At 64.2% G+C, this 14,531-nt stretch carries 15 protein-coding genes; 12 read left to right on the top strand and 3 right to left on the bottom strand.

Translation table 11 applies throughout. The features are described 5' to 3' along the window. Nucleotides 1–31: 31 nt before the first annotated feature. From CSW59_RS11730 to CSW59_RS11715, 4 genes are all read left to right on the top strand, one after another. Nucleotides 32–625: a glutathione S-transferase family protein gene (locus tag CSW59_RS11730; RefSeq protein ID WP_099444203.1), complete on the top strand. Its 594-nt coding sequence runs from the start codon at nt 32–34 to the stop codon at nt 623–625. Between the two features lie 167 nt (nt 626–792). Continuing rightward, nucleotides 793–909, top strand: a complete 117-nt coding sequence (locus CSW59_RS11725) for a hypothetical protein (protein ID WP_099444202.1) — start codon at nt 793–795, stop codon at nt 907–909. Between the two features lie 83 nt (nt 910–992). Then, nucleotides 993–1,526 carry a DUF2975 domain-containing protein gene (locus CSW59_RS11720; protein WP_099444201.1) on the top strand — a complete coding sequence of 178 codons (534 nt, stop codon included), beginning with the start codon at nt 993–995 and terminating at the stop codon, nt 1,524–1,526. A 17-nt stretch (nt 1,527–1,543) separates the two neighbouring features. After that, nucleotides 1,544–1,774, top strand: coding sequence for a helix-turn-helix transcriptional regulator (locus CSW59_RS11715; RefSeq protein ID WP_099444200.1), 231 nt, complete (start codon nt 1,544–1,546; stop codon nt 1,772–1,774). Here the strand turns inward: CSW59_RS11715 and CSW59_RS11710 are convergent. After that, on the bottom strand, nt 1,771–2,748 hold the full coding sequence (locus CSW59_RS11710) for a S1C family serine protease (protein WP_099444199.1): 978 nt from the start codon (nt 2,746–2,748) through the stop codon (nt 1,771–1,773). The two genes, CSW59_RS11715 and CSW59_RS11710, sit on opposite strands and share 4 nt — an antisense overlap. 63 nt (nt 2,749–2,811) lie before the next feature. Continuing rightward, on the bottom strand, nt 2,812–3,528 hold the full coding sequence (rph, locus tag CSW59_RS11705) for a ribonuclease PH (protein WP_099444198.1): 717 nt from the start codon (nt 3,526–3,528) through the stop codon (nt 2,812–2,814). 140 nt (nt 3,529–3,668) lie between these two features. Here rph and hrcA point away from each other — a divergent pair, with 140 nt between their 5' ends. Both hrcA and grpE read left to right on the top strand, forming a co-directional pair. After that, nucleotides 3,669–4,745: a heat-inducible transcriptional repressor HrcA gene (hrcA, locus tag CSW59_RS11700; RefSeq protein WP_099444197.1), complete on the top strand. Its 1,077-nt coding sequence runs from the start codon at nt 3,669–3,671 to the stop codon at nt 4,743–4,745. Nucleotides 4,746–4,757: 12 nt separating this feature from the next. Next, nucleotides 4,758–5,381 (top strand): nucleotide exchange factor GrpE, encoded by a 624-nt coding sequence (gene grpE / locus CSW59_RS11695; protein ID WP_099444196.1) that lies wholly within the window; start codon nt 4,758–4,760, stop codon nt 5,379–5,381. On the opposite strand, the gene CSW59_RS11690 is transcribed toward grpE, so the two are convergent. Next, nucleotides 5,324–5,578 (bottom strand): DUF2061 domain-containing protein, encoded by a 255-nt coding sequence (locus CSW59_RS11690; protein ID WP_099444195.1) that lies wholly within the window; start codon nt 5,576–5,578, stop codon nt 5,324–5,326. The genes grpE and CSW59_RS11690 overlap by 58 nt on opposite strands. Nucleotides 5,579–5,752: 174 nt before the next feature. Between CSW59_RS11690 and dnaN the strand changes: the two genes are divergently transcribed. The 6 genes from dnaN (at nt 5,753) to CSW59_RS11660 (ending at nt 14,238) form a co-directional block, all read left to right on the top strand. Next, entirely contained in the window at nt 5,753–6,871 is a 1,119-nt protein-coding gene (dnaN, locus tag CSW59_RS11685; RefSeq protein WP_099444194.1) for a DNA polymerase III subunit beta, read from the top strand. A 67-nt stretch (nt 6,872–6,938) separates the two neighbouring features. Continuing rightward, entirely contained in the window at nt 6,939–8,873 is a 1,935-nt protein-coding gene (locus CSW59_RS11680) for a S9 family peptidase (RefSeq protein WP_099444193.1), read from the top strand. Between the two features lie 67 nt (nt 8,874–8,940). Next, a complete protein-coding gene (locus tag CSW59_RS11675; RefSeq protein WP_099444192.1) occupies nt 8,941–9,312 on the top strand; it encodes a VOC family protein in 372 nt (123 codons plus the stop codon). A 49-nt stretch (nt 9,313–9,361) separates the two neighbouring features. After that, nucleotides 9,362–10,525: a DNA replication/repair protein RecF gene (gene recF / locus CSW59_RS11670; RefSeq protein ID WP_099444191.1), complete on the top strand. Its 1,164-nt coding sequence runs from the start codon at nt 9,362–9,364 to the stop codon at nt 10,523–10,525. Beyond that, entirely contained in the window at nt 10,522–12,987 is a 2,466-nt protein-coding gene (gene gyrB, locus CSW59_RS11665) for a DNA topoisomerase (ATP-hydrolyzing) subunit B (RefSeq protein WP_201722784.1), read from the top strand. The genes recF and gyrB overlap by 4 nt, the downstream gene beginning before the upstream one ends. A gap of 183 nt (nt 12,988–13,170) precedes the next feature. After that, nucleotides 13,171–14,238: a methyl-accepting chemotaxis protein gene (locus tag CSW59_RS11660; RefSeq protein ID WP_099444190.1), complete on the top strand. Its 1,068-nt coding sequence runs from the start codon at nt 13,171–13,173 to the stop codon at nt 14,236–14,238. Nucleotides 14,239–14,531: the final 293 nt, after the last annotated feature.

Genomic DNA, 14,531 nt, shown 5'->3' with positions numbered 1-14,531 from the left:
GTCTCTCCGGTCAGCCAAGGAAATCACGTCGATGCGGCTCCTTTACTCCGCCCTGTCGCCTTTTGCGCGCAAGGTTCGTGTCCTGGCTCTCGAAAAAGGTCTCGCTGAGCGTATCGGTCTGGAACCTGCCGCTCCGTACCAGGACGAGGTTGTCCGCGCCCTGAACCCGCTCAACAAGATCCCGACTCTGGTCACCGACGGTGGCGAGGCAGTCTACGACTCGGCGGTCATCTGCGACTATCTCGATGGTCTCGCCGAGCCCCGCCTGATACCTGCCTCCCAACCCGAACGTCACCGCGCCCTGAAGCTTGAAGCCGCCGCCGATGGCCTGGGTGACGCAGCCCTGTTGGTCGTCCGCGAGCGTATGCGACCCGGGGGCGAGCATCGCCAGGACGTGTTCGATCGCCAACTGAAGGCCATCGAGGCCGCGCTCGACCTGTTCGAGGGCGCGGGGCTGTCGGTCGAACGCTTTGCGATCGGCGAGATCGCTGTCGCCGCGCAACTGGGCTATCTGGACGCGCGCAAGGTTGTGGACTGGCGGACTGGACGGCCCGTCCTCGCCGCATGGTTCGAGGCGGTTTCCAAGCGTGGTTCAATGATCGCCAGCGACCCCAGCGCTGGTTGAGTGTGACCTTAGGGAAACATCGCTCTGCCGCTTTCCATCATTACCAAGGTTTAATATCGTTTTTCGATAATCGCGATTGGCGGAACGCAAATCGGGCCCTATGTGTTGAGCGTGGAGACCGCCGAACTCTCGGCAGATTTCCACACCCTCTTGAACCGGGAAATCCGATGTCCGCCGCCCGCCTGTTCCACATCGCCGACAAGCTTGTCATGACCGCCATTACGGCCGCCTTGATCGTGGCCGTGCCGGTCTCGGCCGTGGCGTTCGTGGCGCAGAGCCTCTAGGGCCGGTTTCGGGGCGAGGGTCGCCATTTGACGCCTCCCGCGACGTGGGGCGTATTGTTCAGCGTCGCTGTCGGGGAGCAGCCATGCGCGCCTTGGGGCCAGGCTCCGTTTCGAGTTTCCTGAAGATCATCCTCGACGTCATCTACGTCGGGCTGTGGATTTTCGTCAGTCTCTTGTCGCTGTTCACGCTGGTCGCCCTGCTGTTCAGCTTCAATCCCGAACTCCTGGCCTCGATTTTGCCGATCAGCGACGCGGTCGAGGTGATCAGCCGCGATGGCCCCTTGCTTGCGGGTGCGCTGGCTGCCTTCGCCCTATTGCTGGGTGGCTGGATGGTGATCGTTGAGCGCCTTCGCAAAATCTTCGCGACTCTGACCGCCGGGGATCCCTTTCATCCCGACAATGTCGTGCGCCTGCGCCTGATTGGCCTGGTGCTCGCGGGGCTTGAGGTTGGCCGCTACGTCTTCTCGGGAATGGCGCGCTGGCTTGCCCCCAAGGCCGAGGTCATCGACGACAGCTTCACCTTGACCGCGTGGTTCGCGGTTCTGGTGGTTTTTGTCCTGGCCGAAGTGTTCCGCGAAGGCGCGCGTCTTCGTCGCGAAGCCGAACTGACGATCTGACCTGGAGCGATCTCTCTATGCCCGTTCGCGTGAACCTCGACCGCGTTCTGCTGGACCGCCGCATGTCGCTGACGGAACTATCCGATCGCGTCGGCGTGACGATCGCCAACCTCTCGATCCTGAAGACCGGCAAGGCGCGGGCGGTGCGCTTTTCGACGCTCGACGCGCTCTGTCGCGAGCTGCAATGCCAACCGGGCGATCTGCTGACGTTTGAGAGCGGCCCGCCTGGCGGCTATGACGAGGACTAGTTCAAGCGCCGCTTCTTCAGGAGCGTGTTGCGGTCCATGGAGCGGACCTCGACCTCAAAGGCGTCGCCTTCACGCAAAATCTTGAGCGGCACCGTCGCCCCCGCTTCGCCCAGGCTCCACATCGCCCCGTAGAACTCCGACAGGTCAGAGACCGGTCTGCCGTCGACGGCCAAAATCAGGTCTCCAGGTCTGATCTCGGCCCGGGCGGCGGGACCCTTGGGCGAGGTGCCCACGACGACGACGTGGTTCTCCATCTCCTGCGCGAAAATCCCCAGCCAGGGCCGGGGCGGATGCGGAGATTTGCCCCGCGCTAGGTCGTCCAGGATCGGCGGAAGCAGCTCCGCCGGCACGAACATGTTGAGCGGTCGGGTCTCGCCGTTCTGGTCGCGGCCTTCCAGCGTCAGGGAGCCCAGACCCACCAAATCGCCCTTTGGACCAATGAGGGCCGCGCCGCTCCAGTGCGGATGGGCGGGGGCGGTGATGATGGCCTCGTCCAGCAGGTACTCCCAGTAACCGGCGAACGGGATGCGAGCCAGAACCTTGCTGACGGCTGCGTGGGCTCGACCACCCGCGCCGGCCGCGATGACCGGCGCGCCGGCTTCGAGGTCTTTGGCGCTGCCCAATGTGATGACTGGCAGGTCCAGAGGCTCCAGCGCCTGGACGAGGCCAAGGCCCGAGCGAGCGTCCAGGCCCAGGAGGTGGGCTGGAACGCGGCGGCCGTCATTGCGGGTCAGTACGACCTCTTCGGCCTCGGTGATCAGATAGGCCATGGTCAGCACCAGGCCCGAGGGACCGACCACGACGCCGTTACCCACGCGTTCGGTCCCCAGGATCGCGGCCGTATAGGCGTCTGAAGGGACCTTGGCCTCCAGCGCCACGACGCTGGCCAGCGCTTGGTCAAGGTCGAACCGATAGGCTTCTGCCGATGGACGCAGACGCGCTTCGACTTCGTAACCTTCGAACGGGGAGGGCACACTGAACTCCTGATCTACAGGGTTCGAATCTGGGTCCTGCGGCCGCCCCCGACAAGAGGGGTCTTAGCCCCCGATCGCCGCGCGCTGTAGAGCGAAGAGCTCGCCAATGCCCTTTTCAGCCAGGCCGAATAGGGATTCGAATTCGGCGCGGGTGAAGCCGCGCTTCTCGCCGGTGGCCTGGATCTCCACGATGTCACCAGCGTTAGTCAACACGAAGTTGCTGTCGGCTTCGGCGCTGGAATCTTCTTCGTAGTCGAGGTCTAGGACGGGCGTATCTTTGAAAACGCCGCACGAGACGGCCGCGACCTGGCCCACGATCGGGTCCGTTCTCAGAACGCCTTCGTCCAGCAGATACTTGGTCGCTAGGCGCAGGGCCACCCAGGCGCCGGTGATTGAGGCGGTGCGCGTGCCGCCGTCAGCCTGCACGACATCGCAGTCTAGCGTGATCTGGCGCTCGCCGAGGGCCTTGAGGTCGACCACAGCGCGCAGTGAGCGGCCGATCAAGCGCTGGATTTCCTGGGTGCGGCCACTCTGCTTACCTGCAGCGGCTTCGCGGCGGCCCCGGCTGTGGGTGGCGCGCGGGAGCATGCCGTACTCGGCGGTGACCCAGCCCTGACCCTTGTTGCGCAACCAGCCGGGTAGGCTTTCCTCGACGGTCGCGGTGACCAGCACCTTGGTATGGCCGAAGGAGATCAGACACGAGCCTTCAGCATAACGATTGACGCCGGTTTCCAGCGTGACGGCGCGCATCTGGTCGGGGGCGCGTTCGGACGGACGCATAGGAAACTCCGGGGTTTGAATAGGTCGATGGGGCCGCTTATCCTATTGGCAGCGGAACTTGAAAGAGGCTGACTGCTTTTGTTCGCCCACCGGGTCCCAAACGACACGAATCAAGACGAAACGCTCAGGATGACGTCGACATGACGCAGTTGTTTCCAGGAGCGATTGTCCGCGCCCCAGGACTTGCCGAGCTAGACGCCCGCGCCCGCGATATTTTTCGGCGGGTGGTGGAGTCCTATCTCGAGACCGGCGAGCCGGTGGGATCGCGCACCATTTCAAAGGGCGGGGTGGCGCTGTCGCCCGCCTCGATCCGCAACACCATGCAGGACCTGGCGCAGTTAGGGCTACTTGACGCACCTCACACCAGCGCCGGCCGTATGCCGACTCATGCTGGTCTGCGGATGTTCGTCGACGGTTTCCTGGAGGTTGGCGACATCGCCGAGGCCGAGAAACAGGCCATCGAGGCGCGGCTGGCGGTCAAGGGGCGCTCCTTCGAGGAGGCGCTTGCCGAGGCTTCGGCCGTGCTGTCGGGTCTGGCGGGCGGCGCCGGGATCGTCGTCACGCCGGTGCGGGAGGGCGGCGTCAAGCATGTGGAGTTCGTGCCGCTGGGCGGCGGTCAGGTGCTGGCGGTCATGGTGTTCGAGGACGGCCAGGTCGAGAACCGCCTGATGCGCCAGGCGCCGGGCGTTACGCCGTCCGCACTGCAAGAGGCGAGCAACTTCCTCAACGCGCGCCTGCGTGGCCGTACCCTGAGCGAGGCGCGCGTTGAAATGGGCGCCGAGCTGGATTTCGCGCGCCGCCAGCTGGACGAAACAGCCGCCCGCCTTGTCGAGGACGGCCTGGCGGCCTGGAGCGGCGGCGAGGGCGACGCCCGTTCGCTGATTGTGCGAGGCCAAGCGAACCTGCTCGCCGACGCCCGGGCCCGCGAGGATATCGACCGGGTCCGCCAGCTCTTCGACGATCTCGAGCAGAAGGGACAGCTGATCGGTCTGCTCGACGATGTCCGCGACGCCGAAGGCGTGCGCATCTATATCGGAGCTGAAACGCGCCTGTTTTCGCTTTCGGGTTCCTCCGTGATTGCGGCGCCCTATATGACAGGCCGGCAGAAGGTGCTGGGTGCGATCGGCGTGATCGGACCCGCCCGCTTGAACTACGCCCGTGTTATCCCGTTGGTGGACTACACCGCCCGGGTGCTCGGACGCATGATGGATGGATAAGGACCTTAAGAGATGACCGACGAGCAAACGCCGGCCGAAGACACGACGTTCGAGACCGAAGACCTCGCGCAAGAGATCGAGGCGCTTAAGGCCGAGATCACTGCTCTGAAGGAGCAGGCCCTCCGCTACGCCGCCGAGGCCGAGAACACCAAGCGCCGGGCCGAGCGCGAAATGAACGACGCGCGCGCCTACGCGATTCAGAAATTCGCCCGCGACCTCTTGGGCGCCGCCGACAATCTGGCTCGGGCGACGGCACACAGTCCGCGAGACTCGGCCGATCCGGTCGTGAAGAACTTCGTGATCGGCGTCGAGATGACCGAGAAGGAGCTTCTGACGGCGTTTGAGCGCAACGGCCTAAAGAAAATTGACCCCGCCAAGGGCGAGAAGTTCGACCCGCATCTGCATCAGGCGATGATGGAACAGCCCTCGGATGAGGTCGCCGCTGGCGGCGTCGTCGCCGTGCTGCAAGCGGGCTACGAGCTGATGGGTCGCCTCGTGCGTCCAGCCATGGTCGCCGTGGCCGCGAAGGGCTCGACTGGTCCTGCCGCGCCTGAAAGCAGCGCGGCCGGCGCCAATCCCTATGCGGGCGCTGCCGAGGCCGACGGCGCAGGCGGCACGTTCGACGCCAAGGCCTGATCGCTCCGGTCGCGCGCTCGACGATCGGCGCGCGACCATAGTCGTTCGTGGATACTGAAGGCGACGGTCTGGACCATCGGCTCCACTAGGCCGACCGCCAGCGCCACCCGCCAGTCGCGGGTCAACGCGTAGGCGACGGCCACCGCCACCGTTAGGTGCATCGAGGCGTAGGTCAGGGTCTTAAGGGCTAGGCGCATGAATGCGCTCCCAGTTGAGAATTGTTCTCAATAAATAGCGACCATTTCCGACGCCGCAAGGGCTCCGGCCTCTTCCCCGCGCGCGTGATTTCGCTAATGTCGGCGGTCCCTTCTCCACGGGGGCCGCGGGGAATGATTCTCCCCGGGGGCGGGACCCTACAGCTGGACCGGACTATGAAGCTTACCATCGAACGGGCGGCGCTCCTGAAGGCGCTGGGGCATGTGCAGAGCGTCGTCGAGCGTCGCAACACCATCCCGATCCTGTCGAATATCCTGCTGTCAGCGGAACGCGACCAGCTGTCGTTTTCGGCGACCGACCTGGATATGGAGATCATCGACGAGGGCCTGGCCCAGATCGACATCCCCGGCCAGATCACGGCGCCGGCCCACACCCTCTATGAAATTGTCCGCAAGCTGCCCGACGGCGCTGACGTTTCTCTCAGCTTCAGTGGCGATGATCCGCGCCTTGTGATCCAGGCGGGCCGCTCGCGCTTCAACCTGCCGGTCCTGCCGGCGGGGGACTTCCCGGTGATGAGCAGTGATGGCTTGTCCAGCCGCATCGCGGTGGACACCAACGAGCTGATCCGCCTGATCGACAAGACCCGCTTCGCGATCTCGACGGAAGAGACCCGCTACTATTTGAACGGCCTCTATCTGCACACGGTCAACGACGGCGGCGAGACTAAGCTGCGCGCCGTAGCCACCGATGGCCACCGCCTGGCTTTGGCCGAGATGCCGGCGCCCGAGGGCGCGGTCGGCCTGCCAGGCGTGATCGTGCCGCGCAAGACGATCGCCGAGGCGCGTCGCCTGATGGAATCGGCTGGCGAAACGGTCGACTTGCAGGTCTCGCCCCAGAAGGTGCGCTTCGAGTTCGGTGCGGCCGCCCTGACCTCCAAGGTCATCGACGGCGCTTTCCCGGACTACATGCGGGTTATCCCGCGTGATAACGCCAAGATCCTGACGCTGGACAACGACCTCTTCGCCAAGGCCGTCGACCGCGTGGCCACGATCTCGGCTGAGAAGAGCCGCTCGGTGAAGCTGGCTGTCGAGCCGGGCCGCATCACCCTGACCGTCCGCAACATGGAAGCCGGCCAGGCCGTCGAGGAGGTCGAGGTCGACTATGACGGCGAGCCCTTCGAAATCGGCTTCAACGCCCGCTACCTGCTCGATGTTTGCGGCCAGATCGCTGGCCCGCAGGCCGAGTTCCGCTTCGCCGACCCGGCCAGCCCGACCCTGGTGGTCGATCCGGTCGATCCGGGCGTGAAGTACGTCCTGATGCCGCTGCGGGTCTGATCCGCGGCCTGTTTCGAGTTCAATGAGCGGGCGCTTTGGGCGCCCGTTCTGCTGTTCGGGGTCTCGCATGAAGAAGTTGCTCGCCGCCTCCGCCATCGTCCTGGCGCTCGCCTCCGCCGCACCGGCGTTCTCGCAAGCGGTGGAGCGGCGTGAGATTGGCAACCAGATCCTCGAGAACGTGCCGGTCGCTGCGCCGTCCATCCGGGAAAGCCTGGCCCGCTATCAGAACGCGCGTTCAGCCTCGTTTGGCGACTGGCTCCAAGGCGGCGGCATGCTCATCACCACGCGGTTCGGCAATACCAATCAGCTGCACGTGGTCAGCGCGCCCGGCGCCGATCGCAGTCAGATCACCTTCTATGACGAACCGGTGTCCTCGCCCCACGTCCTGCCCAACGGGGAAGTCCTGTTCTCCAAGGACACGGGCGGCGATGAGTGGTTCCAGCTCTTCCTGCGCGGTCCGGACGGTAAGACCGTCCAGCTGACCGAACCCGGCGCCCGCAACGGCTCGCCTGCCTGGTCCAAGGATGGTTCGACCCTGGTTTGGTCGCGGGCGGTCAAGGGCTCGGCGAACTATGACGTGCTGATGCGAGACGCTTCCGGCGCGACCAAGATTGTCTTCAAGGGCGAGGGGCAGGTCTCGCCGCTGGCCGTCTCGCCCGATGGCAGGACCCTGCTGCTGGGCCGTTACTACTCGATCTCGGAGTCCAGGCGTTGGCTGTTGGACGTCGCCACGGGCAAACTGACCGAACTCAATCCGTCCAAGAAGGGCGCGGTTGGGATCGCCTATGACGGCGGGGCGTTCACGCCCGACGGCAAGTCCGTCCTGCTGCTGTCCGACGAAGGCTCTGACTTCCTGCGCCTGGTCCAGATCGACCTGGCGACCGGCGCCAAGGTCAATGTCTCCGGTGACCGGTCGTGGGATGTCGAGGACTTCGCGCTATCCGGTGATGGAAAAGTCCTCGCCTATGTTGTCAACGAGGATGGCTACTCGAAGCTTGTGGTGCAGGACTTTCGCACTCGTCGCGCCCTGCCGCAGCCGGAGCTGCCCGCTGGCGTCGTCAGCGGCCTCGCCTTTTCATCGGATGGTGGCCAACTGGGCTTCACCCTGGCGACCCCGACCTCCGTCAGCGACGCATGGAGCTGGGGCGTGAACGACGGGAAGTTGGAGCGTTGGACGACCTCGGAGCTCGGCGGTCTGGACGCCAAGGCGCTCGCGACGCCAGAACTGATCCGCTACCCCTCGTTCGACAAGCGCTCGATCCCGGCCTTTGTCTACAAGCCCAAGCTTTCGGCCGGCCAGAAGGCGCCGGTGATCATCGATATCCATGGTGGACCAGAAGGGCAGTCCCGGCCGACCTTCAACCCTTTCCATCAGCACAGCGTCGCCGAGCTGGGCGCGGCGGTGATCGTTACCAATGTCCGGGGCTCGACCGGCTATGGTCGAACCTTCCACAACCTCGACAACGCCGAAAAGCGCGAGGACTCGGTCAAGGACATCGGTGCGCTGCTGGACTGGATCAAGACGCAACCTGATCTCGATCCGAGCCGCGTCGTCGTCTACGGCCAGTCGTATGGCGGCTACATGTCCTTGGCCGTGATGACCCACTACTCCGACCGCATGGCCGGGGGTATCGAGCGCTACGGCATTAGCAACTTCGTCTCGTTTCTGCAGAACACCGAGGCCTACCGCCGAGACCTGCGTCGCGCCGAATATGGTGACGAGCGCGATCCAAAGATGCTGAAGGCTTTCGAGACGATCTCGCCGCTGAACAACGTCGGCAAGATCAATAAGCCGATGCTGGTCATGCAGGGGTGGAACGATCCGCGTGTGCCCAAGTCCGAGTCAGACCAGGTGGTCGCCAAGCTGCGAGAGAAGGGCGTTGAGACCTGGTACGTACAGTTCAAGGACGAGGGTCACGGCTTCCTGAAAAAGGCCAACAATGACCGCCGCCGCGAGGTGGAGACGCAGTTCCTGCGCAAGGTCCTTGGCCTGAGCAACTAGTTCGTCCGGTTGCGATCGCGCCAAGGCCATGTCAAGGTCCGTTTTCTAAGAAAACGGGAGGTGGCGCATGGCCAAGGTGAACTATGTGACGGTCGGTTCGAACGATCTGGAGAAGGCCAAGGCCTTCTACGACGCTCTGCTGGCCTCGATCGGCTTCAAGCCCATGTTCGACCATCCTTCTGGCGGCCGCCTCTATCGTGGCGATGGCTGCATGTTTGGCGTGCTTGGCCCGCATGACGGCAATCCAGCCTGTGTCGGCAACGGCATGATGGGTGGCTTCGCTTTCGACACGATCGAGGAGGTCGACGCCTTCCACGCGAAGGCGATCGAGCTGGGCGGCAAGGATGAGGGTGCGCCCGGCGCGCGCATGCCTAAGGCCTATTTCGCCTATTTCCGCGATCTCGATGGCAACAAGCTTTGCGGCTACAAGCTGGGTTGAGCCCTTCGCGCCAGTAGCCGCGACGGCCGACACCGCTTAAGAACGCCGCATGGCGTCGGCCGCACTGCTTTCCCTGACCCTCACGGATTTTCGTTCCTACGAGCGCGCGCGCCTCGAGACGGAGGGGCGCAGCGTTTATTTGTTTGGCCCTAACGGGGCGGGCAAGACGAACCTGCTGGAAGCCATCAGCCTGCTGACGCCCGGCAAGGGTCTGCGCGGCGCCAGTCTCACCGAAGTCGGGCGCCGGCTTCCCGGTGAAGCGACCGGCCGACCTTGGGCCGTCGCCGCGGAGGTTGAGAGCGGTCTGGACGGGCCGTTGCGTATCGGAACGGGCGTGGAGCAGGGCGGGGCCAGCCGTCGGACGGTGCGGCTCGACGGCGAGACCGTCTCACCCGGCCGCCTGGCCGATCACCTCCGACCCATCTGGCTCACCCCAGCCCAGGACCGCCTTTTCCTGGAAGCGGCGTCGGAACGCAGGCGCTTTTTTGACCGACTTGTCTTCGCAGGCGAGCCTTCGCACGCGGCGAACGCTAATGTCTATGACAAGGCCCAACGCGAACGAATGCGCCTGCTGATCGAGGCGTTCGAGCGCGGAGCGTCGCCCGATGCTACCTGGCTCAACGCGCTGGAAGCCAGGCTTGCCGAGAGCGGCGCGTTGATGGCGCAGGCCCGGGCTCGCACGCTTCAAGCGTTACAGGCCGAGATCGACGGACGTGGTGACCGCCCATTTCCTCAGGCTCGCCTGACATTGACCGGCGACTGGGAAAAGCTTGCGCTGGAAGGCGTGCCTTTCGCTGAAATCGAAGAGAAACTGGCGGCCGCCTTCTTATCCGCGCGGGCGAGAGACGCTGCCGCTGGGCGAGCCTTGACAGGGCCCCACCGGGGAGACCTGGCCATCTTCCATGTCGAGAAGGATCGCCCCGCAGCCGAATGCTCGACAGGAGAGCAGAAAGCTCTGATTTTGAACCTCGTTTTGGCTCAAGCCGCGCGACTTTCGCGTGCGGAATCTGCGCCGAATCCTATAATATTGCTCGACGAAGTCGCCGCGCATCTCGATCTTGCCAGACGAGCCGCTTTGGCTGACGAACTCACGGCGCTCAAGCTCCAGGCCTTCCTCACCGGCACGGACGAGTCGCTGTTCGACCATCTCAAGGGTCGGGCGCTAGGCGTTCGCGTGGGCGACGCCGGCCTGACCGTCCTGGAAGACGAATGACCGAGAACACCGAAGACCAAGTTCCCGAAGAGTCGACCCCGGAAATGACGACCGAGGAAGCCGCTGCTCAGTATGGCGCCGATTCGATCAAGGTGCTGAAAGGCCTCGACGCCGTTCGCAAGCGCCCGGGCATGTACATCGGCGACACCGACGACGGTTCAGGCCTGCACCACATGGTCTACGAGGTGGTCGACAACGCCATCGACGAGGCCTTGGCCGGTCATGCGACCAAGGTCCAGGTGATCTTGAACGCCGATGGCTCCGTGACGGTCACCGACGATGGCCGTGGCATCCCGGTCGACATGCACGAGGGCGAAGGCGTGTCTGCGGCCGAGGTCATCATGACCCAGCTGCACGCGGGCGGTAAGTTCGACCAGAACAGCTACAAGGTTTCCGGCGGCCTCCACGGCGTGGGCGTCTCGGTCGTCAACGCGCTGTCGGACTGGCTGGAGCTGTTGATCCACCGCAACGGCAAGGTCCACCAGATGCGCTTCGAGCGCGGCGACGCCGTGACATCTCTGAAGGTTACGGGCGACTCGCCCGTCCGGACCGAAGGGCCGAAGGCGGGCGAGACGCTGACGGGCACCGAAGTCACCTTCTTCCCCTCCAGGGACACTTTCGCGTTCATCGAGTTCGACCGGAAGACGCTGGAGCACCGCCTGCGTGAACTAGCGTTCCTGAACTCGGGCGTGACGATCTGGTTCAAGGACCATCGCGACGCCGAGCCGTGGGAAGAAAAGCTCCACTACGATGGCGGCATCGAAGCCTTCGTGCGCCACCTCGACAAGGCCAAGACTCCGCTGCTCAAAGCCCCGATCTCGGTTCGCGGCCTCAAGGACAAGGTCGAGGTCGATCTCGCGCTGTGGTGGAACGACAGCTACCACGAGCAGATGCTGTGCTTCACCAACAACATCCCGCAGCGGGACGGCGGCACGCACCTCTCGGCCTTCCGCGCGGCCCTGACCCGGATCATCACCAACTACGCCGAAAGCTCGGGCATCCTGAAGAAGGAAAAGGTCAATCTGGGCGGCGAGGACGCCCGGGAAGGCCTGACCTGCGTGCTGTCGGTCAAGGTGCCGGACCCGAAGTTCAGCTCCCAGACCAAGGACAAGCTGGTCTCGTCCGAAGTGCGTCCCGCCGTCGAGGGCCTGGTTCAGGAAGGCTTGGCGACCTGGTTCGAGGAGCACCCGAACGAGGCTCGGGCTATCGTATCCAAGATCGCCGAGGCCGCCGCCGCCCGTGAAGCCGCCCGTAAAGCGCGTGAGCTGACCCGCCGCAAGAGCGCGCTGGACATTACCTCTCTACCCGGCAAGTTGGCCGACTGTTCCGAGCGCGATCCCGCCAAGTCCGAACTCTTCATTGTCGAGGGCGACTCGGCCGGGGGCTCGGCCAAGCAGGCGCGCAATCGCGACAATCAGGCTGTCCTGCCCCTGCGCGGCAAGATTCTGAACGTCGAGCGAGCGCGCTTCGACAAGATGCTGTCGTCCGACCAGATCGGCACGCTGATCACCGCTCTGGGCGCCGGCATTGGCCGCGACGACTTCAACCCGGACAAGGTGCGCTACCACAAGATCGTGCTGATGACCGACGCCGACGTCGACGGCGCCCACATCCGCACCTTGCTCTTGACCTTCTTCTACCGGCAGATGCCCGAGCTGATCGAGCGGGGCTACATCTACATCGCCCAGCCGCCGCTCTATAGGGCCAGCAAGGGCAAGTCTTCTCGCTACCTCAAGGACGACACCGAGATGGACGCCTTCCTGGTGGACGAAGGCGTCGACGGCGCCGAGCTCGACCTGGCGTCCGGTGAGCGTCTGATCGGCCAGGATCTACTGTCGCTTGTCCAGACCGCGCGCTCGGCAAAGGCCAATATCGACCGCCTCGCGGCGCGTGCGCCGGCCACCGCCATTGAGCAGGCGGCGCTAGCTGGGCTGTTCGGCGAAAAACCTGACCCCGCAGCGGCGGCCAAGCGCCTCGACCTCTACGCCGAAGAGGGTGACGGTCCTTGGACGGGGGAGCGCGGTGAGACGGGCTTTGTGTTCAGCCGGGTGCGCCGTGGCGTGTCCGAGCGGGTGGTGCTGGACGACGTGCTGCTTCATGCTGCTGATGCTCGCCGTCTCGCGGAACGCGCCGTCAAGCTGGCGGAAATCTTCTCGGGCCGCGCCGTGTTCCGTCGGAAGGATAAGTCAACGACGGTCCGCGGGCCGCTGGATCTTGTGAGCGCCGTGCTGGACGCTGGGCGCAAGGGTTTGACCATCCAGCGCTACAAGGGCCTTGGCGAAATGAACCCCGAACAGCTGTGGGAGACCACTCTGGACGTCGAGGCCCGCACCTTGCTGCAGGTCCGTGTCAACCATGCCGATGACGCTGACGATATGTTCAGCCGGCTAATGGGCGATCTTGTTGAGCCGCGTCGGGAGTTCATCCAGGAGAACGCGCTCGACGCCGAGGTCGACGTCTAGCTACTCGCAAACGATTGTTTTCTGAGCGCCGGGCGCCCGTTTTAGGGGCGCTCCGGTGCTTTTGCATGCCTGAGGCGATAAGAAGGGGCATTGCGTCTGCCACATCGTCGCGCCGCCACGACGAGAGCGTCATCTTCCTGAGCGCAGGTGATTCGCTTAAGCGTGCGTGGGGGCGCGTCAGTAATGGAACAGGACGCCAGTTTTCGTCCGGAACGGATCCTGGACTTGTCCGAACGGCTTTCGAGCGTGGCGGGCGAGAAGATTGGCGAGATCGCGAGGGTGAACCGCGCGGCCAAGATGCTCTCGATCAATGCGCTAATCGTAGCGGCCCGCGCGGGGGAGGCTGGTAAAGGCTTCGCCATCGTCGCCGAGGAGTTCAAGAAGATCTCCACCGAGATCGACGCCGTTGCGGCCGCGCTGGAGAGCCAGGTTCGCGCAGACCTCGATGAATTGTCGGCGATCGGCGGAGCGATCCTTTCGCACATGCGAGGGCAGAGGCTGGCGGATCTGGCGCTCAACGCCATAGAGATCGTCGACCGCAATCTTTACGAGCGCACCTGCGACGTGCGTTGGTGGGCGACGGATTCCGCCATTGTCGCTTGTCTCGCTCAGGACGACGACGGTACGCGCCGTTATGCGAGCGAGCGGCTAGGCGTCATCCTCGACGCCTACACTGTCTATCTTGATCTATGGATCTGCGACACGCGGGGTCGGGTCATCGCGAACGGTCGCCCAACGCGCTATCCCAACGTGGTCGGGCAATCCGTCGCGGAAGCAAGATGGTTCCAAGAAGGGCTGCGCACGGCCAGCGGCGACGACTTTGTCGCGTGTGATATCGAGCGGTGCCGGGCGCTCGCAGATGCCCCCGTCGCCACCTACGCCACGGCCATACGCGCTGGCGGCGAGTCCAGCGGCAAGCTGCTTGGGGTCCTTGGTGTTCATTTCGATTGGCGCCCGCAGGCTCAGGCCGTCGTGGACGGTGTTCGCCTCACGAGCGAGGAGCGCCAGCGCTCCCGAGTCATGTTGCTCGATCAAAAGGGACGTGTTCTGGCGTCCTCCGACAATCAAGGCGTTCTTAGCGAAATATTCCCCCTCGACACCTCGGCGGGCCCCATGGGGAGTTATGCTGATGGCGAAGTCACAGTCGGCTACGCCCTGACGCCCGGCTATGAGACTTATGCGGGCCTTGGTTGGTATGGTTGCCTTGTTCAGCGCCAGCAAGTTGCGGAATTAACCACCGTTGCTGCCTAATCTTAACCAAAACGTGTGCGGATTAACCGAACTATTGGTCGCTTAATACGCGAATGCGTCCAGATTCTTGGCATTTTTTATGGATTTTCCAGTCGTGGCGTTGCATTACGACGCCGCGCATGGTTTTTTTAGGCTAACGAGCTGCTGACGAAGTCTGATAGTTCTGCCGGGGGCGGAGAGACGCGTCATATTCTTAGTCTAAGGCTCGTTCGCGTGTTCTTTTTCGCGGTGATCTGCACGGGAAGTGTGGTCTCCGAGAAACGCTCCTGTCGAGAAATCGACGGGGGACGCGT

This window comes from Caulobacter sp. BP25 (assembly GCF_002737755.1).
In the GTDB taxonomy this organism is placed as follows: domain Bacteria; phylum Pseudomonadota; class Alphaproteobacteria; order Caulobacterales; family Caulobacteraceae; genus Caulobacter.
This window is presented reverse-complemented; position numbering and strand designations above follow the sequence as displayed.